17 protein-coding genes and 4 tRNA genes are annotated in these 17945 nt (G+C 68.7%); 15 read left to right on the top strand and 6 right to left on the bottom strand.

Translation table 11 applies throughout. From position 1 onward, the window contains the following. Window positions 1-5 precede the first annotated feature (5 nt). From ACZ6RT_RS11435 to ACZ6RT_RS11410, 6 genes are all read left to right on the top strand, one after another. Complete coding sequence (locus ACZ6RT_RS11435; protein WP_470153210.1) at window positions 6-1406, top strand: IS30 family transposase; 1401 nt, start codon at window positions 6-8, stop codon at window positions 1404-1406. Window positions 1407-1767: 361 nt separating this feature from the next. Continuing rightward, window positions 1768-2940, top strand: a complete 1173-nt coding sequence (locus tag ACZ6RT_RS11430) for a helix-turn-helix domain-containing protein (RefSeq protein ID WP_470153208.1) — start codon at window positions 1768-1770, stop codon at window positions 2938-2940. A gap of 95 nt (window positions 2941-3035) precedes the next feature. Beyond that, window positions 3036-3380, top strand: coding sequence for a hypothetical protein (locus ACZ6RT_RS11425; RefSeq protein WP_470153207.1), 345 nt, complete (start codon window positions 3036-3038; stop codon window positions 3378-3380). Beyond that, complete coding sequence (locus ACZ6RT_RS11420; RefSeq protein WP_470153205.1) at window positions 3377-4006, top strand: hypothetical protein; 630 nt, start codon at window positions 3377-3379, stop codon at window positions 4004-4006. The genes ACZ6RT_RS11425 and ACZ6RT_RS11420 overlap by 4 nt, the downstream gene beginning before the upstream one ends. 197 nt (window positions 4007-4203) lie before the next feature. Then, on the top strand, window positions 4204-5202 hold the full coding sequence (gene hemC, locus ACZ6RT_RS11415; RefSeq protein WP_470153203.1) for a hydroxymethylbilane synthase: 999 nt from the start codon (window positions 4204-4206) through the stop codon (window positions 5200-5202). Window positions 5203-5252: 50 nt separating this feature from the next. Then, window positions 5253-5705: an NUDIX domain-containing protein gene (locus ACZ6RT_RS11410; RefSeq protein WP_470153201.1), complete on the top strand. Its 453-nt coding sequence runs from the start codon at window positions 5253-5255 to the stop codon at window positions 5703-5705. A 1107-nt stretch (window positions 5706-6812) separates the two neighbouring features. Here the strand turns inward: ACZ6RT_RS11410 and ACZ6RT_RS11405 are convergent. Further along, a protein-coding gene (locus tag ACZ6RT_RS11405) for an IS3 family transposase (RefSeq protein ID WP_470153200.1) occupies window positions 6813-8056 on the bottom strand; the annotation gives its coding sequence in 2 pieces (ribosomal slippage) (window positions 6813-7774 and window positions 7774-8056; 1245 coding nt in all). A gap of 99 nt (window positions 8057-8155) precedes the next feature. Here ACZ6RT_RS11405 and ACZ6RT_RS11400 point away from each other — a divergent pair. Then, the gene (locus ACZ6RT_RS11400) at window positions 8156-9022 is read left to right on the top strand and encodes a tyrosine-type recombinase/integrase (protein ID WP_470153198.1); all 867 of its coding nucleotides are present in this window, start codon (window positions 8156-8158) and stop codon (window positions 9020-9022) included. Between the two features lie 255 nt (window positions 9023-9277). On the opposite strand, the gene ACZ6RT_RS11395 is transcribed toward ACZ6RT_RS11400, so the two are convergent. Beyond that, a tRNA-Lys gene (locus ACZ6RT_RS11395) sits at window positions 9278-9353 on the bottom strand. Between the two features lie 116 nt (window positions 9354-9469). Here ACZ6RT_RS11395 and ACZ6RT_RS11390 point away from each other — a divergent pair. Next, window positions 9470-10102 (top strand): 3'-5' exonuclease, encoded by a 633-nt coding sequence (locus ACZ6RT_RS11390; RefSeq protein ID WP_470153196.1) that lies wholly within the window; start codon window positions 9470-9472, stop codon window positions 10100-10102. A gap of 115 nt (window positions 10103-10217) precedes the next feature. Here ACZ6RT_RS11390 and ACZ6RT_RS11385 read toward each other — a convergent pair whose 3' ends face one another. After that, entirely contained in the window at window positions 10218-11375 is a 1158-nt protein-coding gene (locus tag ACZ6RT_RS11385; protein ID WP_470153195.1) for an acyl-CoA dehydrogenase family protein, read from the bottom strand. Between the two features lie 118 nt (window positions 11376-11493). On the opposite strand from ACZ6RT_RS11385, the gene ACZ6RT_RS11380 reads away from it, so the two are divergent. Beyond that, window positions 11494-11937 (top strand): PspC domain-containing protein, encoded by a 444-nt coding sequence (locus ACZ6RT_RS11380; protein ID WP_399189679.1) that lies wholly within the window; start codon window positions 11494-11496, stop codon window positions 11935-11937. Window position 11938: 1 nt separating this feature from the next. Here ACZ6RT_RS11380 and ACZ6RT_RS11375 read toward each other — a convergent pair whose 3' ends face one another. Then, on the bottom strand, window positions 11939-13234 hold the full coding sequence (locus tag ACZ6RT_RS11375) for an MFS transporter (RefSeq protein ID WP_470153193.1): 1296 nt from the start codon (window positions 13232-13234) through the stop codon (window positions 11939-11941). Window positions 13235-13403: 169 nt separating this feature from the next. Continuing rightward, window positions 13404-13754: a metallopeptidase family protein gene (locus ACZ6RT_RS11370; RefSeq protein ID WP_470153192.1), complete on the bottom strand. Its 351-nt coding sequence runs from the start codon at window positions 13752-13754 to the stop codon at window positions 13404-13406. Between the two features lie 35 nt (window positions 13755-13789). On the opposite strand from ACZ6RT_RS11370, the gene ACZ6RT_RS11365 reads away from it, so the two are divergent. The 6 genes from ACZ6RT_RS11365 to ACZ6RT_RS11340 all read left to right on the top strand — a co-directional run bounded on the left by ACZ6RT_RS11365 (window position 13790) and on the right by ACZ6RT_RS11340 (window position 16551). Then, complete coding sequence (locus tag ACZ6RT_RS11365) at window positions 13790-15304, top strand: metallophosphoesterase family protein (protein WP_470153190.1); 1515 nt, start codon at window positions 13790-13792, stop codon at window positions 15302-15304. A gap of 90 nt (window positions 15305-15394) precedes the next feature. Further along, window positions 15395-15467, top strand: a tRNA-Glu gene (locus tag ACZ6RT_RS11360). A 102-nt stretch (window positions 15468-15569) separates the two neighbouring features. Continuing rightward, window positions 15570-15644, top strand: a tRNA-Asp gene (locus ACZ6RT_RS11355). A 28-nt stretch (window positions 15645-15672) separates the two neighbouring features. Continuing rightward, window positions 15673-15746: transfer RNA gene (locus ACZ6RT_RS11350), tRNA-Phe, on the top strand. Window positions 15747-15907: 161 nt separating this feature from the next. Beyond that, on the top strand, window positions 15908-16159 hold the full coding sequence (locus ACZ6RT_RS11345; RefSeq protein WP_470153188.1) for a type II toxin-antitoxin system Phd/YefM family antitoxin: 252 nt from the start codon (window positions 15908-15910) through the stop codon (window positions 16157-16159). Further along, window positions 16144-16551, top strand: coding sequence for a PIN domain-containing protein (locus ACZ6RT_RS11340; protein ID WP_470153187.1), 408 nt, complete (start codon window positions 16144-16146; stop codon window positions 16549-16551). Before ACZ6RT_RS11345 ends, ACZ6RT_RS11340 begins: the two co-directional genes overlap by 16 nt. Window positions 16552-16903: 352 nt before the next feature. Here ACZ6RT_RS11340 and ACZ6RT_RS11335 read toward each other — a convergent pair whose 3' ends face one another. Next, window positions 16904-17887, bottom strand: coding sequence for a helix-turn-helix transcriptional regulator (locus tag ACZ6RT_RS11335; RefSeq protein WP_470153186.1), 984 nt, complete (start codon window positions 17885-17887; stop codon window positions 16904-16906). Window positions 17888-17945 lie beyond the last annotated feature (58 nt).

Below are 17945 nucleotides of genomic sequence, written 5' to 3'. Positions count from 1 at the left end.
GGTGAATGGGCCTGGGCAAGAAGCAGCAGGCTGTCCGGTTGTATCGCGGTCAGATCCCCTCACCGGGACGGCCGACGGTCGCCTGGCGTGAGGATCGCGTGCGGTTTTGGCACGCGATCGCTCGAGGAGTGAGCTCGCAGGAGGCGGCAGTAGGAATCGGCGTGTCGCCGGCGGTAGGAACGCGCTGGTTTCGCCAGGCTGGCGGGGTGAGACCCTGCCTTGCCCCGACGGTGTCGGGCCGTTACCTGTCGTTCGCGGAACGGGAAGAGATCGCGTTGTGCCGTGCCCGGAAGGCCGGCGTGCGCGAGATCGCACGGCGTCTGGGGCGCTCTGCGTCGACGATCTCCCGCGAGATCCGGAGCAACGCCTCAACGCGAACCTATGCCGTGGAATACCGGGCGACGGTCGCACAGTGGCATGCCGAGCGTCGAGCCCGCCGGCCCAAGACCTCGAAATTGGCGGCCGATCCGCGGCTGCGCGCGTATGTGCAGGAGCGGCTGGCCGGACAGGTCCGCCACCCCGACGGCACGGCGGTGGCGGGGCCGCAGACGACGTCGTGGAAGGGGCGTAACAAACCCCGGCGGCAGGATCGCCACTGGGCAAGATCGTGGAGTCCAGAACAGATCGCCCATCGGCTGAAGGTCGATTTTCCCGAGGATGACAGCATGCGGATCTCACACGAGGCGATCTACCAGGCCTTGTTCGCCCAGGGGCGAGGAGCGCTCAAGCGGGAGCTGGTCGCCTGTCTGCGTACCGGGCGTGCACTGCGGGTGCCGCGTGCACGCGCACGGCACAAGGCCGGTGGCCACGTGAGTGCCGAGGTGCTGATCAGTGAGCGGCCCGCCGAGGCCGAAGACCGCGCGGTCCCGGGTCACTGGGAAGGTGATCTCATCATCGGCACCGGCCGATCGGCGATCGGCACCCTGGTGGAGCGCACGACACGGTTCACCTTGCTGTTGCACCTGCCCCCGATGGAGGGCCACGGCATTCAAGAGCGCGTGAACAACGGCCCGGCGCTGGCCGGCCGCGGCGCCCAGGCGGTGCGGGACGCGATCACCAAAGAGATCACCGGATTGCCCGAGCAGCTACGCCGCTCGCTGACCTGGGATCGGGCAACGGAACTGGCCCAGCATGCCCAACTGCGCATCGACACCGGCCTGCAGGTCTACTTCGCCGACCCGCACAGCCCCTGGCAGCGTGGCACCAACGAGAACACCAACGGCCTGTTGCGCCAGTACTTTCCCAAGGGCACCGACCTGTCGCGATGGGGTACCGAGGAGCTGGCGGCCGTGGCGTTCACGCTCAATACCAGGCCCCGAAAGACCCTCGGATGGAAGACACCGGCAGAAGCCTTCAGCGAGCATCTAAACTCGCTGCTGAGCAGCAGTGTTGCGACGACCGCTTGAACCCAGGCTCTGAGTGACGGTCGTTATGGGAACTACACCAGGGAATGCCCTAATCACAATTAGTGACAACTGCTTTATCGGGTTCGGGATGCACCGAATCTCGAACCGTCACCGATCCACTGGGCAACGACCTGCAAATTGATCGACCCAATAGGACTTGCGCGTACAAGGCGTTCTTGCACATCCGGCACGTCCAGGCGGAAACAGGAACTACTCGGCGGCCAACTTGCCGCTCAACGAAGGGGCCAAGCCTGCGACTCCTCGCATGATGAAGGCCCTGCACCGTAGCCTGAGGGTGTCGACGCCTCAGAAACCGTGCAGAGCCTGATCAGGACGGTACACGATGGACCTTCGTCCGGATATGACCATCGGCGAGAACATCCGCGCCGCCCGCCGAGCCAGAGGCATCAGCCTGGAAGCGCTCGCCGGACTCGTCGGCCGGTCCAAAGGGTGGCTCAGTAAAATCGAGAACGGCCGGGTCCGGCTGGAGCGCCGCTCGGACATCGCAGCGCTCGCCGAGGCGCTGCAGGTGTCCGCGGACTTCCTGCTCGGCGGGCCCGCCCCCGAGGTTCGGCCAGAACGGCGTCACTACAACCTCGTGCCGCTGCAGCGGATCCTCATGGACGCCGCCCCCGACGACCCGCCAGACATCCCGACCCGGCCCGTCGAACTCCTGCGCGCCGACCTGAACCAAGCGGACATGGCCCTCCGACATGGCGACTACGCGACCATGGCCCGGCTGCTGCCCGCGCTGATCGGTGAGCTGTACGTTCACGCAGCCGCCGGCACCGAGCCCGACAGGAGCGAAGCTCTGAAACTGCTCGTGCTGGCCTGCGGATCCGACGGGGCGTGCATGCTCCGCCACCTGGGTGAGACGAACCTGGCCTACATCAGCGGCGAGCGCGGGCAGCAGGCGGCCGATCTCCTCGGTGATCCGATCTGGCGAGGAGCCGCCGCCTATGGGCGGGCGCACGCCCGCAGCTCGGCGAACAAGCCGAAACCCCTCATGATCGCTCCCCGGATCGCCGATGAGGTGGAGCCGCACATCGGCGACGACCCGTTCGCCCACCAGGTGCACGGGATGTTGAGGCTGAGTGCCGCCCTCTCCTGCGAGATCCAAGGCGACCACCGCGGCGCCGACGACCAGGCGCGGGAAGCCGCCCGGCTCGCCGAGCCGCTGGGCGACGCCTCCGACGCCTTCGAGCTGTTCGGCATCGCCAACGTGGGCGTGTGGCGCACCTCCCTGGCCGTGGAAGCCGGGAAGCCGGGCAACGCCCTGGAGTACGCGAAGAACGTCAACCCGCGGGCGCTGGCGTCGGACAACAGGCGGGCCGCCCTGCATGTGGAGAAGGCGCGCGCCCACGCGATGCTCGACCGCGGCGCCGACGCCGTACAGGAGTTGAAGAAGGCCGAGCGGCTCTCTCCGACGCAGGTTCACAACCACCCGCTGATCCGCGAGCTGGTCGCGGCCATGCTCGACCGGGCGGGAGGCCGTGATCTGCGCGGCCTGGCCTGGCGCATGAACCTGATCTGACAAGGGTTTCCGAACGGAAACAACACGCCTGTCACCCAGACCTACCGTGTCCGTCACGCCACCGAACGTGACGCGACTGCGGGAGGTCAAAGACCATGTTGGATGCTCCATCGCACGACAGGCCGGCCTCGCCGCTGCTGCTGGCCGACGGCCAGGCCGACGCTCTGATGCTGCACATCGGCCAAGCGTTCCCGCCATGGCGGATCTGGCGGGCGGGCGTGTTCTGGTACGCGACCGGCCCGTGCCGGATCCCGGGGTGCCCGTGCTCGCGCACCTTGCACGCGCCAGACCCGGCCGGGTTGTGCCAGCAGCTCGAGGCGGTGGAGCAGGCCGGCCGCGAGCAGCGCGGAGACCGCGAGCTGACGATCGAGGACGCGTACCTGCTGCTCGCCGACATCTCCTGGGCGGACGAGACCGCCGAGCAGGAGACGGCACGGTGACGGCCGCAGCGCCGCTGCGGCTGCGCGTCCCCTACGTCATCGCCCACGCCGACGAGGCCGCACCCCAACCCCTGCGGTTCACCCGGCGCCCGCTCGGCGGACCCCGGCTCGCCTACGACGACCCGCGCCGCGGCGACGTGGTGCGCGGCGTGCTGCGCGCCCGGGTGCTGAACAACCGGCGCGGGGCCCCGCAGTGGCGCAAGCTCAACACGCTGCGCCAGTGGCGGTGCATGGAGAAGCTGCTGTGCCAGGTGTGCGGCGGGGTGGCCACCGACCCGGCCACCGGCCGCATCCCGTGGATCACGACCGCCACCGCGTTCCGCACCTTCCCCGACGATCCCGCCGGCGGCCTCACCAGCGCGCCGCCCACCTGCCGGGCGTACATTCCCGAGGCGCTGGCCACCTGCCCGCAGCTGCACATCTCCTCGACGGTGTGCACCGTGGCCCGCACCGAGCCCGCTGCGGTGCTGGCCGACATGTTCACCCCCGGCCCGGCCGGGCGGGCCGTCCCGACGGGCGAGTACAGCGTCGAGGTCAGCCTGAGCGAGAAGGCACTGATCCCCTACGCGCTGGCCACGCAGCTGGTCGTCCGGGTGTATGACCTCCAGGCGGCGGGCCCGGACTGAGAACGAGGAAGCTCCCCGCGGGCGGTGGTGTGGTGGCACTGAGGGCCGCCCGCGGGGTTAAGCCCCACCGGGCCCCCAAAATCCGGGGCGCGGGCACCGATCGCGAGAATGATGCCCTCTGCCAGCGCCTTCCTCCAAGGCACTGCCCACCAAAAAGCGACTACCGCGTGTAGTAACCCCCTTACTGAGGAGTCAACGTGAGTGCCTTGACCGAGATCCTCCACAACCGCTTCGCCGAAACCCCGCTGCGGATCGGCACCCGCACCTCCACCATGGCCAGAACCCAAGCCGACCACGTCGCCGCCCTGATCGCCCAACTCGCGCCCGGCGTCCCCATCGAGATCACGCCCATCCAGGTCACCGCCGACCTGTGGCCCGGCGACCTCGCCGAGATCGGAGGCAAGGGCGCCTTCAGCAAGGAGATCGACCGTGCCCTGACCGGCGGCCGGATCGACATCGCCGTGCACTGCATGAAGGACGTCCCGGGCGACGTGCCCCTGGCCGAGGGCACCTCGTTCGGCGCCTACCTGCCCCGCGACGACGTCCATGACGTCGTCGTCACCCGCGACGGCGTCCCCCTGGCCAGCCTTCCCGCCGGATCACTGATCGGCACCAGCTCCGTACGGCGCCGCGCCCAGCTCAGCATCCACCGGCCCGACCTGCGCACCGAACGTATCCGCGGCAACGTCGACACCCGCCTGGCCAAACTCGACGAGGAAAACAGCAAATACGCCGCGCTGATCCTTGGCCGCACCAGCCTGATCCGTCTCGGCCTGCTCGACCGACACCACGAGACCCTTCCTCTGGAGTTCCACACCGCAGACGAGAACGTCGTGTCGATGGTGCCGCCCATCGGCGCCGGCGTCGTCGGCATCCAGGCCCGCAGCAGTGACACCCCCACCATGCGAGTCCTGGACGAGCTCAACCACCCGCCGACCGCCCGCCACATCCTCGCCGAGCGGACCATGCTGCACATGCTGTTCGGCCACTGCAACAGCCCCATCGCCGGACACGCCTCCACCACCCCCGACGGGAAGATGAGCCTGTTCGGCATGGTGTTCAACCGCGACGGCAGCGCCTTCGCCCGCTCCCACGCCTGGGGAGACCACTCCGACCCGGCCACCCTCGGCGCCCGCGTCGCTGCCGACCTGCTCCACCAGGGCGCCCGCAACCTGATCACCGCCACCCGGAAGTGACCGGCCCGGACCCACGCCCCGTCCCCGCAGACGATCCGTATGGTTGTGCTGTGACCGCCCACCTCCTCGTGCTCGACGAGGTGGGCCGGTGGCTCATCCTGCGGACCACCCGCGACCGTGACCGCTGGCAACTCCCCGGAGGGCGCGCCCACCACGGCGAGAGCCCGGCCGCCGCCGCGACCCGCGAAGCTCGCGAGGAGACCGGCCTGAGCCTGCACGTCGAACGCCTCATCACCGTCGCATGGGTACCGGCCGGTAGCACCGGTCGCCGTGACCGGATCGCCTTCGTGTTCAGCACCCGCACCGTCCGCTGGCAGGACTTGAGAGCGATCACCCTGCAGACCAGCGAAGTCGACGCCTGGCAGCTCGCCCCCGCGCACCGTGCGACCGCGCAGCTTCACCCGCTGATCGCCGAACGGCTCACCGAGGCCGGATTGCACGGCCCGGGCCACTACATCGACCAGGATCCCGGCTCGATACGCGAACGGACGGTAATGCCTTGACCCTCGCCAATCCCGCCGATCCTGTGCGCGAAGACGACGGTGACCTGACGCTGGCTCCCCCGTGGAGGCGACCGGCCGTTGAGGGACAGGCCAACCGCCCGCGGGGGTAGGTGCGGCCGGACGGCGCCTCAGCCTGGCGTCGTCGCATCACCGGCCGTGGTGGCGGCCCGCATCCGGAGGGGTGCGGGCCACCGTTATTTCATCGGCTCTCACACGTGACGTCTCGCGGAGTGTCGCAGGCTACTGCCACCGGAACAGGACGAAAGCGGCGGGATGCCCTTTAAAGGTGTGAATTGCATCGTGATATGGGTGGCCTTGATGACGTATGTCACTACCGGAGGGGTGGTGTCCCATGATATTGATCAATATGCGGATGATCGGCCTTTCGTGACGCACCCATGGGCGACATGCGGCACGGTCTGCGCCGATTTTCGCTCACCTGCATTCCATGTCCGGAATGTCTTTCCCCGGGAGAACAGTTGAATTGGCGCACTTCGTTCAAAAAGATCATGGCGGTTACCGCCCTGGCCACGCTCGTTGGTGACCTCACCACCCCAGCCGTTTCCATGGCAGAGGCGATGGACTGCAGGGTCAACGTCTATCTAACCAACGGTAGCGCGGGCCCCGCATACGTCTACAAGCGTTCCGCCGGGAAGGCGAAGGTATACCCTCGCCCAAAACCCGTGGGCTCCATCATCAAAGGCCCCAACAGCAATGTCATGAAGAGGAACTATCGGAACGGCCGACGGGCGGTATATCTGTCCTCAAAGGCAATTGCCTGGATGTATGACGTCGATCTGACGTACCAGCACTGCCGTAGACGAGCCTGAAATAAAGACTAAAACGGCACAATCTTCTATTCGCTGGAGATGTTCCAGACGGATCCGCCTGGCTCGGCAAGGGTAGCGAAACGCTACCCTTGCCCGGCTGTGACACTTCCACCACACCTGTGCGCGGCGAGTGTTTCATCGCGCCCCCGGTTTGCGACCGTCACCCCGAAGATCGCAACCTCATCGAGGCGAGGGGGACAGCCTGTCCCCCTCAAGTCGCGGTGGACAGGCTGTCCACCGCGACCGTCACTGAAGCGATCCGGGTTCGGTGGAGGCTCTACGGGCTGACTCCAGTCGCTGGTTCGGGCTGGTGTTGAGCGTAGTAGACGGCTTCGTGTTCGACGGGCGGGATATCGCCGATGGCGGTGTGGATGCGCTGCTGGTTGAACCAGTCGACCCACTCGGCGGTGGCCACCTCCACATCGGCCAGGCCGCGCCAGGGCCTGCGTGGTGTGATCAACTCGGTCTTGTACAAGCCGATCTGGGACTCCATCAGAGCGTTGTTCAGGGCATCTCCCACCGTTCCGATGGAGGCGTCGATACCCGCTTCGAGCAGATGCGCGGTGAAGGCGAACGACGTGTATTGACTGCCGGCATCTGAGTGATGCACCAGTCCGGGGCCTGCTGGATGGCCTGCTCGATCACGCCGCCACAGGCCCATGTCCAGGGCGTCCAGGACGAGCTTGGCGCGTTTGCTCCTTGCCGCTGCCCAGCCGACGATCGCCCGGGAGTAGACGTCCACGACGAACGCGACATAGACCACCCCGGCCCAGGTCGTGACGTGGGTGAAGTCGGCGACCCACCGCTGGTTGGGCCGCACCGCGGTGAAGCCTCGCCGCAACAGGTCACCGGCCCGCTCATGGCTATTGTCGCGGAGCGTGGTGCGGATCTTCCTCCCGCGGCGGGCGCCGTGCAGCCCCAGCTCGCGCATCAGCCGGGCGACCGTGCAGCGGGCCGCTACGATGTGCTCGCGCTGCAGCTGCCGCCAGACCTTCCGGATCCCGTAGACGCTGTAGTTGTCGGCGTGGACCCGGCTGATCTGTACTTTCAGCTCCTCGTCCCGCAGGGCGCGGGCGCTGGGCCGGCGGTTGGCGGCGGCGTAGTACGTGCTCGTTGCGATCTTCATCCCGTGGCCGGACAGGACACGGCAGATCGGCTCGACCCCGAACACCTGCTTGAACTCGCCGATGAACGCTACGAGCGTTTGTGTGGCCGCTCGAGCTCGGCCGCGAAGAAAATCGACGCCGATTTCAAGATCTCATTGGCCCGTCGCAGCTCGGCGACCTCCGCGCGCAGCCGTTTGATCTCGGCGGCGTCCTGGCTGGTGGTACCGGGCCGCTGCCCGGCATCGATCTGGGTTTTGCGCACCCAGGAGCGCACCGTCTCGGTGGTGCCGATCCCCAGTTTCGCCGCCACCGCCTTCATCGCGGCCCACTCGGTCGGATAGTTCGGACGGATCTTCGCGACCATGCGCACCGCACGCTCACGAAGCTCAGGAGGGTAGAGGGACGGACGTGCCATGACTCGATCCTCTCAAGGAATCGAGCCTCCATCAGACCCGGACCGCTTCACCTGCGGGTGCTGCGGTGGTTGGAGGCGGCCTCCCTGCCTCTGAGCGCGATGGAGGAACCCAAGTACACGCGGGCGGCCTTGGAGGCCATCTCCTTGCGGCTGGACGGCAAGGCGGCGGCTGCCTCGACCTACCGGCGCAAGCGGGCGGTGTTTCATCACGTCCTTGAGTACGCCGTGGAACTCGGGGAGCTTTCGGCAAATCCGATCCACAGGGTGAAGTTCCGCAAGGTCGAGACCGGCGGCGAAATTGATCGGCGCTCGGTGGTCAATCCCGCCCAAGCTCGCAGGCTGCTGACCGCCGTGACCTACGCGGGCCGTACCCGTGGCCAGATGATGGCGGCCATGTTCGCCTGCATGTACTTCGCTGGTCTTCGCCCGGCTGAGGCGGCCGGTCTGCGTAAGGCGAACTGTGAGCTTCCGAAGACAGGATGGGGCACGCTCACTCTGGAGAAGACCCGGCCGGAGAGCAACAAGCGTTACACCGACTCGGGGGAGTCCAACGACGAACGAGGACTCAAGCACCGCGACGAGAAGGCCACACGAACGGTGCCGATCCCTCCGGAGCTGGTGACCATCCTGCGCGCGCACATCGACAGACACGGCGTCTCCGAAGACGGTCGGCTGTTCCGGACCCGTACCGGCCAGACCTTCCCCGGCTCTACGGTCTCGATGGTCTGGAAGCAGGCTCGTTCTTACGCCTTCACTCCGGATCAGGTCGTCTCACCGCTAGCGCGTCGGCCGTACGACCTGCGGCACGCGGCGATCTCCCTGTGGCTCAACGCCGGAGTCCACGCGCCGGAGGTGGCGGAGCGGGCGGGGCACGGGGTGGACGTGCTCCTCAAGGTCTACGCCAAGTGCATCGACGGCCAGCACGAGGTGGCCAACAAGCGGATCTTGGAAGCGCTCACGACGTGACATCCCTGACGGCAGGACATGAAGGACCCCGGGTGCCCCTCGGGGTCCTTCGTCGTGTGGGCTCCGCCGTCCCCGGAATCGTTCCGCGAGGTTCCGGAACGCTCGCGCTGACCTGGGGAAACGCCGGTGATCCCATTCCGCGTATATTCCGGGACCACTGGCAGACGGCTGCATCTGGCTGCATCCGACTGCATGTGCCGGTGAAGATCGACAAGAACGAAGGCCCAGGTCAGAGCCTAAGTTCCTGCTCAGGAGTGGTAGGGCGCCTGGGACTCGAACCCAGAACCTACGGATTAAAAGTCCGCAGCTCTAACCATTGAGCTAACGCCCCGCAGGTGACAGCGTACCGAGGATAGTGTCCACTAACGTCCGTCGCCAGGCCCATTCAAGGTCACCTGTTTGCGGAACGGCAGGTGGAGGGTCGGGACGGCTCCTAGAGTGGCAGGCATGACGAGCTCGGGGCCTGAGCCCGCCCGCGGTGCCCACGTCTCCACCGTCTCCACGCGGCAAGGGTATGTCGTGGTGGACGTGGAGACCACCGGATTCTCCCCGTCGAGGGGCGACCGGATCTGCGAGATCGCGCTCGTCTCGCTGGACGCCCGGGGCGAGACCGTCGACGAGTGGCACTCGCTGGTCGACCCCCGCCGCCCCACCGGGGCCGTGCACGTCCACGGGATCACCGGCGCGATGGTCGCGGGAGCGCCGATGATCGAGGAGCTGCTGGACGAGATCTGGCGGCGGGTCGCCGGCCGGGTCCTGGTGGCCCACAACGCCTCCTTCGACCTGCGCTTCCTGCGGCCGCTTCCCGGCAGCGAGTGGGTGAGCGAGACCCTGTGCACGCAGCGGCTGGCCCCCGGTTTCCTGCCGGAGGGCAGGTGGACGCTGGCCGCGTGCTGCGAGCGCGCGGGCATCCCGCTCACCCGTGCCCATGCCGCCCTGGCCGACGCCCGCGCCACCGCCGAGCTGCTCCGCTTCTTCATGGCCTGCGGAGCCTCCTGGGAGGACGAGCTCCGCAAGGCCGCCGAGACCCCCGAGTGGCGGCCCTCCGGCCTGCCCCAGAGGCATCCCCGCCCGAGGTGACCCCGGGCGGGCGTCGCCGTCCCGTGGGACCTGAGTGGCGAGTGTGGAACCGTCCCGCGGTGACCAGGGTGGCGAGGACGGGACCGGCCCGTCCGGGCGCCGGTCCGCGTGGACGTCAGCGGTAGGCGGCGATGCCGGTCAGGGCCTCGCCGAGGACCAGCGTGTGGATCTCCTGGGTGCCCTCGTAGGTCAGCACGCTCTCCAGGTTGTTCATGTGCCGGATCACCGGGTACTCCAGCGTGATCCCGTTGCCGCCCAGGATGGAGCGCGACTGGCGGGCGATGTCCAGGGCGGCGCGGACGTTGGCGAGCTTGCCGAAGCTCACCTGACGCGGCGTGAGGGTCCCCGCGTCCTTGAGGCGGCCCAGGTGCAGTGCGGTGAGCTGTGCCTGTCCCAGGCCGACGTACATCCAGGCGAGCTTCTCCTGGGTCAGCTGGAAGCCGCCGATGGGCCTGCCGAACTGGACGCGGGAGGTGGAGTAGTCGACGGCCGCCTCCAGGCAGGCGCGGGCGGCGCCGACCACGCCCCAGACGATGCCGAAGCGGGCCTCCGACAGGCACGACAGCGGGCCCTTCAGCCCCCGTACGCCGGGCAGGACGGCCGAGGCGGGCAGGCGGACGTCGTCGAAGTAGAGGGAGGAGGTCACCGAGGCCCGCAGGGACATCTTCTTGTGGATCTCCGGGGCGGTGAAGCCCGGGGTGTCGGCCGGCACCACGAAGCCGCGGACGCCCTCCCCGGTCTGCGCCCAGACCACGGCGACGTCGGCGATCGAGCCGTTGGTGATCCACATCTTGGCGCCGTTGAGGATCCAGTCGCCCGAGGGGTCCTGCTCGGCGTGGGTACGCATACCCGCGGGGTCGGAGCCGTGGTCGGGCTCGGTGAGCCCGAAGCAGCCGATCGCCTCGCCCGAGGCCATCCGGGGGAGCCACTCCTCCTTCTGCTCGTCCGAGCCGTACTTCCAGATCGGGAACATCGCGAGCGAGCCCTGGACGGACACGAACGACCGCAGCCCGGAGTCCCCGGCCTCCAGCTCGCGGCAGGCCACGCCGTAGGAGACCGCGTCCAGGCCCGCGCAACCGTACCCGTCCAGGTGCATGCCCAGCAGGCCGAGCGAGCCGAGCGCCGGGGCCAGCTCGCGGGCGGGGAAGGCCGCCTGTTCGAACCAGTCACCGACGTACGGGAGCACCTTGTCCGCGACGAGGTCCCGTACGGTGTCGCGGATGAGCCTCTGCTCCTCGGAGAGCTCGTCGTCGATGCGCAGGAGATCGTCCATGGTGTCCCTCTCTCGTCGGCCCTGTCAGGGTATTGCGGCCCCGGACGGGGTGCATGTCAGGGTCCTGCCAGGGGGAATCCCGATGTGGGACCGCCCCTCGGCCGGGCATTCTCGATACATGAACGAAAACGACTTCTCAGGCGTCAAGAAGCTCCAGCGGACCAGGGACGGGCGCATCGTCGCGGGTGTGGCCTCCGGTCTCGGACGGTACACCGGTATCGACCCCAACATCATCCGCGCGGCCCTCGCCGTCGCCACCTTCTTCGGAGGGCTCGGCGTGGCCGTCTACGCGATCGGCTGGGTGCTCCTGCCCGAGGAGGGGCACGAGCGGTCGGTCCTGCAGGACGTGATCGACAAGAACAAGGACAACCCGATCTGGGTGGACGCCAGGACCAAGGCCGAGCAGAGCTGGGCCAAGGCCACCAGCCAGCGCGCCCCGCACCGGACGGCCCCGGACCACCCCACCCACCAGGAGCCCTTCCCGCCGGCCCCCGAGCCCGTCGTCACCCCGGCGCCGTACCAGGCGCCCAGGCAGGGCGACGACCTCCGTCCCCAGGGCTGAGTCAGGTGTTCGCCTCCACGCGAACCCTCTCGATGACCTCCCTGCGGGACCGCCTCCAGAGCACGGCCAGCGCGGCCGCGGTCACCAGCCCGGCCGCGCCGGCCAGTGCCACCACGATCTCCGGGCCGAGGTGGTCGGCCGCGACCCCGCCGATCAGGATGCCGATGCCCTGGGAGGCCAGCAGGCCGGACTGGACGAGCCCGAAGGCCTGACCTCGCTGCCCGGCCGGTACGTACTGCACGAACGCGGCGTTGGCCGCGAGCTGGTACGCCCCGCCCAGCCCCGAGGTGAACCAGAGCAGCAGGACCACGACGAGCGGCGGCCTGGCCGCGCAGAGCATCAGGGGCGCGCAGGTCAGCATCGCCATCCAGCCCATCGACCGCAACCGGTTCGACGGACTGACGTAACGGCTGAACAGGAACGCGCCCACCACCGTCCCGGTGGGCATGGCCGCCATGAGCAGGCCGGTCACCAGGGAGAGCTGCCGCGGATCACCGGTCAGCTCGTCGGCGTACGGGGTCGCGATCCCCTCGGGCAGCACGTAGAAACCGCAGAGCCAGGCGAACAGCACCAGCGTCCGCAGCCGGGGGTCGCCGAAGACCAGCACGGCGCCGGCGCGGGTCGTCTTCCACATCGAGGGCCGGTTCTCGTCGGGGGAGCCGGGAGCGGGACGCCGCCGTACGCCCGCGACGAGGATGAGCGCGGAGGCCAGGTAGGTGGCCGAGTCCAGCGCCAGCGCCCGGTACGGGCCCATCCCCATGATCAGGATGCCGCCGAGGGTGAAGCCCAGCATCTGCGCGCCCTGGTTGGTCATGTTCTGCAGGGCCGAGCCCGCGACGTAGCGGTCGCCCTCCAGGAGTTCCGGCAGCAGGGCCGCCCGCGCCGCGGAGAACGGCGCGCTGAGCAGCACCACGCAGAAGACCAGGACGCACAGCGCCGAGAACGAGGTGCCGGGGACCGCCATGAGCGCGACCAGGGCGGCCCGGAGCAGGTCACAGGTGATCATGACGCGCCGGCGGGCGTAGCGGTCGGCGAGGCCCGCGAGCAGCGGCCCGCCGACGATCGGCGGCAGGTAGGTCAGGGCGTAGACCGACGCCGTCGCCAGGGGCGAGTCCGTCCGCTCGAAGACGAGGACGGACAGCGCGACCCGCGAGAGCTGGTCGCCGAGCAGGGAGAGCCCCTGGCCGATCCAGAGCGCGCGGAACTCCCTGATGGCGATGACCTCGCCGTAGGTCGCTCGGCGTTCCGCCGGACGGCGGTGCCGACCGGGTAGTCGGCCGGACTTGGTGGCCGCCATAGGACTCCGCTGAGTTCGCAGGCACACTGACTGTGGGTGTTCACCGTGTGACCTACGGTGCCTTCTGTGAGGCCCGCGCGCAACCTAAAGCAATCAAACGCATGCAAACCGTAACGATAAGCGACGACATTTCGAGAACGGTGGCATTTGGTGCGTGTTCCGGGGGTACCTACCAACCCAGCTCGTGCAGCCGGTCATCATCGATCCCGAAATGGTGAGCGATCTCGTGAACGACGGTTATCTGTACCTCCTCGACGACCTGTTCCTCCGTCTCGCACATCGCGCAGATCGGCCCCCGGTAGATCTCGATCCGGTCGGGTAACACCCCCGCGTACCAGTCGCCGCGCTCTGTGAGCGGAATGCCGGTGTACAGACCTAGGAGTCCTGGTTCGGGGGGATCGTCCACGACGACCAACACCACGTTGTCCATGACCTTCGTCAGCTCGGGGGGAATGCTGTCCAGAGCCTCGGCCACGAGTTCCTCGAACTTCTCCCGCGAGATCTCGATCACACATGTCATTCTGCCCGCGTATTCCGGGGTAGAGGTGGAGGCGAATGAAACTCACTGATCTGGCCCCCCGGGCCCGCCGTCTCGCCGGCGGGCGGATCGCCCGCGGCGTCGCGCGCGCCGTGGCCGTCGCCGCCGTCGCCCTGGCCGGCACCTGGCTCGGCATCATGCTCGGCGGGACCGTACGGTCCAACGTCGGCCCGGTGGAGCTGGGCATGTCGGCCGAGCCCTCCTGGAGCGGCGAGACCGTCGTGGACGCCCACCCGTTCGGCACGCTGCTGTTCGACACCCACAACGCCCCGGTGGGCCTGCGGGTGACCCTGGAGAACATCAACCCCGACCGGGCGCGGGGCTTCCTGGACGACCCCAGGTTCTCCGCGGACCGGCTTCCCGCGCTCCTGGAGGAGGAGCTGGGGGCCGGGGTCAGGACGCTGGTCGCGCGCGCCGCGTTCTGCGGCCTGGCGGGCGCCCTGGTCGCGTCCCTGATCGTCTTCCGCAGGCCCGGACCGGCCCTGGCCGGCCTGACGGGCGTCGCCGTGGCGATCGCCGGTACGGGCGCGGCCGTCGCCCTGACCTTCCGGCCCGACTCGGTGGTGGAGCCCAAGTACACCGGGCTGCTGGCCGGGGCGCCCTCCCTGGTCGGCGACGCCGAGTCGATCGTGACCAGGTTCGAGTCCTACCGGGTGCAGCTGGCCAAGCTGGTCAACAACGTCTCCCAGCTCTACGACGTGGTCTCGGCCCTGCCCGTCTACGACGCCGACCCCACCTCGATCCGGGTGCTGCACGTCTCCGACATCCACCTCAGCCCCATCGCGTGGAACCTCATCCGCTCGGTCACCGCCCAGTTCAAGATCGACGCGATCGTCGACACCGGTGACCTGACCGACCACGGCACCGGCCCCGAGGACAGGTTCGTCGAGGAGATCGGCACCTTCGGCGTCCCGTACGTCTTCGTCAGGGGCAACCACGACTCCGCGACCACCCAGCGGGCCGTGGCCCGGCAGAAGGGGGCGGTCGTCCTCGACGGCCAGGCCGCGACCGTGGCCGGGCTGCGCGTCTACGGCCTCGGCGACCCCCGCTTCACCCCCGACAAGACCGTCCCGGTCGACTCCAACCTGGAATCGTTGGCGGCCCTGGGACGTACGCACGCCGCCAGGCTGGCGCGGCTGCCCAAACAGGTCGACCTGGTCGCCGTGCACGACCCCACGATCGCCAGGGGGTTCTCCGGGGCGGCCTCGCTGGTCCTCACCGGTCACTCGCACCAGCGCTCCACCGAGCTGCTGCCCTCCGGGACCCGGGTCCTGGTCCAGGGATCCACCGGCGGAGCCGGCCTGCGGGCCCTCGAACACGACGAACCGACCCCGGTGGAGGCCTCGGTCCTCTACTTCGACGCGCAGACGCACCGCCTGCGGGCCTGGGACGACATCACCCTCGGGGGGCTCGGCGAGCAGTCGGTGCAGATCCAGCGTCACGTGGAACCCGACCCTGGCCGTACAATTTCTCCTGTGCCGACGACCGCTCCGTCTCCAACGGGGTCCGTCAGCGTCACACCGACACCGTGACCGCAAACCGCTTTGGCATCGAGGCAAAAGTCCCCTATGCTTCAGAGGTCTCCAGCGGAGCACGGCGAAGGAACGGGACGCGAGTCCCGAGCCCCCATCGTCTAGTGGCCTAGGACACCGCCCTTTCAAGGCGGCGACACGGGTTCGAATCCCGTTGGGGGCACGGCCGGGCCAAGGCTCACCGGGGAAACGGCAGGTCGAAGACCTCCGGAAAACTGGTAGGCTAAGCACGGCAAGAAGGACGGGGCAAAGCCCCGGCAAGCAAGGTCCTGTAGAGCAGTTTGGAGTGCTCGCCACCCTGTCAAGGTGGAGGTCGCGGGTTCAAGTCCCGTCAGGACCGCTCTGGTAGGTGTTCGATCCACCACCGAGGTCAGGTAGCTCAGTCGGTACGAGCGTCCGCCTGAAAAGCGGAAGGTCGGCGGTTCGACCCCGCCCCTGACCACAGCAACTGAGCAGCACGAACGCCCCGAGCGACTATCGTTCGGGGCTTTTTTAATTTCTCAATCACATGCCCTGTTCACTGTGGTCCAAGGTGTTCAACAGCCGGTAAGAACAATCAGCGAATCCTCACCGAGAATCAGATAATCTGATTTCATGAAGGTGATGACTGCCACCGAGGCGTCCCGAAGCTTCGCGGTCGTTCTGGACGAGGCAGAGCGAGGGGAGACGATCGTGGTCACTCGGGGAGGTAAGCGGATCGCGGTGATCGGTCCCGCGCCCACGGCGCCGGGACGTGTGGTCAAAGCCTTCCTGGCCAGAGCCGCGGAGACGCTGGACGCCGATTTCGAGGCCGATGTCGCGGCGGCCCGGGAGGCCGTCGACGACGAGATGAGGAGCACGTGGCCCGACGTCTGATCCTGGACACCGGCGTACTGATCGCGGCGGAGCGGGGCAAGGCCTCCGTGGACGCGGTGATCGGGGATACCGACGATGTGGCGGTCGCCGCGATCACCGTGGCCGAGCTGCTCGTCGGCGTGGAGCTGGCGGATGAGGCGCGCCGTCCCGGGCGACAGGCTTTCGTGGACGAGGTTCTGGCGTTGATCCCGGTCGAGGAGTACACGGTGGACGTCGCCAGGGTTCACGCTCGTCTCATGGCGCATGTGCGCCGGTCGGGAAAGACGCGGGGAGCGTACGATCTGCTGATCGCCGCGACGGCGGCCACCACCGCCAGAGTCGTGATCACGATGGATTCGTCCGCCGCGTTCGACGACCTGCCCGGGGTCCGGGCGCAGGTCGTTCCCCGTTGAGGACCGACGACGATCTTGACTGGTGATCCTCACCGGTCGGCCGTGAACGGGTGGGCCTGGCCGTCCGCTGTGGAATGACGTCCCCTCCCCGCGTACGCGGCATGTCCGGGAGGGCCGGCGTGCGGCCGGACCCGACCGATGAATCAACGGACCGACTACGTGGGGACGGGCGGAGAAGAACGGCCTCCACAACGGCCGCCGGCGGACAGGTCGCCTCGATCACCCACCGGGACGCACCTACGATCTCGACGGAACGTACGCCACCGACACGGCCCGACGGCGTGATGCCGCCGCCCTGATCGGGTGACAAGCAGGGGACGGCGCTGTCGGCGACGCAGGCCGGGCCGCCCGGTCATCCGGCCGGTGGGCCGCCCTCACCCCGCTTCCCGATCGCGTTGCCGATGCGCGCGTGCAACGTCCCGAAGTGCTCGACGAGCTCGGCCGGTTCGTGGACGGTGAAGTCGAAGCCGAGCAGGGTCACGTACAGGGCGAGCCCGTCCAGGGAGTTCGAGCCGGCCCGCAGGGTGCAGGTGTGCTCGTCGACGGCTTCGACCGTCCCCGCGTCGGACGGCACCCTTTCGGCCACCTGCGTGGCCGCGGCGTGCATGGTGAACCGCGCCCGGTAGCGGTAGCGGTCGACCCCCACGGCCCAGGACGCGTACCCGCCGATGTCGCCGGACGGCGGCTCGCGCGGTGTGAAGCGCGGACCGGCCGGGGTCCGCGGCCGTAGCCGGTCGACCCGGAACGTCCGCCAGCCGGCCCGGTCGAGGTCGTAGGCGACCAGGTACCAGCGGCGCTCGGCGTGGACCAGCCTGTGCGGCTCCACCGTACGGACGGTGTCGGTACCGTCGTGGTCGCGGTAGTCCATGCGCAGCCGCTGGTGGTCGCGGCAGGCCGCGGCGATCGTGGTCAGCGTCTCCGCCGAGACCACCGCGCCCGGCCGGTGCTGCGCCACGGTGGCCGCGTCCAACGCCGAGACCCGGTACCGCAGCCGTGACGGCATGATCCGTTCCAGTTTCGCCAGGGCCCGCACCGACGTCTCCTCGATCCCCGCGACCGTACCGTTCGCCGCGGTGCGCAGTCCCACGACGACCGCGACGGCCTCCTCGTCGTCGAGGAGCAGCGGCGGCATGGCGGCCCCGGCCTCCAGCCGGTACCCGCCGACGTTCCCGATCGTGGCGTGCACCGGGTAACCGAGTTCGCGCAGCCGGTCGACGTCACGGCGCACGGTGCGCACCGTCACGCCCAGCCGGTCGGCCAGCTGCGGACCGGGCCAGTCCCGGTGTTGCTGCAGCAACGACAACAGTCGGAGCAGGCGGGCGGATGTTTCGAGCATTCCTGCATTGTGCACGGCAACGAGGACCGTGGCTGACCTCCTTGGCCGACACGATGGT

Source organism: Streptosporangium sp. NPDC050148, from assembly GCF_055586505.1.
The sequence above is the reverse complement of the archived record's forward strand: the minus strand, read 5'-3'. Positions and strand labels throughout refer to the sequence as shown.

Excerpts from the sequence above, each read along its gene's own strand:
- ACZ6RT_RS11435 (WP_470153210.1), top strand. The coding sequence starts at position 6 with ATGGGCCTGGGCAAGAAGCAGCAGGCTGTCCGGTTGTATCGCGGTCAG.
- ACZ6RT_RS11430 (WP_470153208.1), top strand. The coding sequence starts at position 1,768 with ATGACCATCGGCGAGAACATCCGCGCCGCCCGCCGAGCCAGAGGCATC.
- ACZ6RT_RS11425 (WP_470153207.1), top strand. The coding sequence starts at position 3,036 with ATGTTGGATGCTCCATCGCACGACAGGCCGGCCTCGCCGCTGCTGCTG.
- ACZ6RT_RS11400 (WP_470153198.1), top strand. The coding sequence starts at position 8,156 with ATGGAGGAACCCAAGTACACGCGGGCGGCCTTGGAGGCCATCTCCTTG.
- ACZ6RT_RS11390 (WP_470153196.1), top strand. The coding sequence starts at position 9,470 with ATGACGAGCTCGGGGCCTGAGCCCGCCCGCGGTGCCCACGTCTCCACC.
- ACZ6RT_RS11385 (WP_470153195.1), bottom strand. The coding sequence starts at position 11,375 with ATGGACGATCTCCTGCGCATCGACGACGAGCTCTCCGAGGAGCAGAGG.
- ACZ6RT_RS11380 (WP_399189679.1), top strand. The coding sequence starts at position 11,494 with ATGAACGAAAACGACTTCTCAGGCGTCAAGAAGCTCCAGCGGACCAGG.
- ACZ6RT_RS11375 (WP_470153193.1), bottom strand. The coding sequence starts at position 13,234 with ATGGCGGCCACCAAGTCCGGCCGACTACCCGGTCGGCACCGCCGTCCG.
- ACZ6RT_RS11370 (WP_470153192.1), bottom strand. The coding sequence starts at position 13,754 with ATGACATGTGTGATCGAGATCTCGCGGGAGAAGTTCGAGGAACTCGTG.
- ACZ6RT_RS11365 (WP_470153190.1), top strand. The coding sequence starts at position 13,790 with ATGAAACTCACTGATCTGGCCCCCCGGGCCCGCCGTCTCGCCGGCGGG.
- ACZ6RT_RS11345 (WP_470153188.1), top strand. The coding sequence starts at position 15,908 with ATGACTGCCACCGAGGCGTCCCGAAGCTTCGCGGTCGTTCTGGACGAG.
- ACZ6RT_RS11335 (WP_470153186.1), bottom strand. The coding sequence starts at position 17,887 with ATGCTCGAAACATCCGCCCGCCTGCTCCGACTGTTGTCGTTGCTGCAG.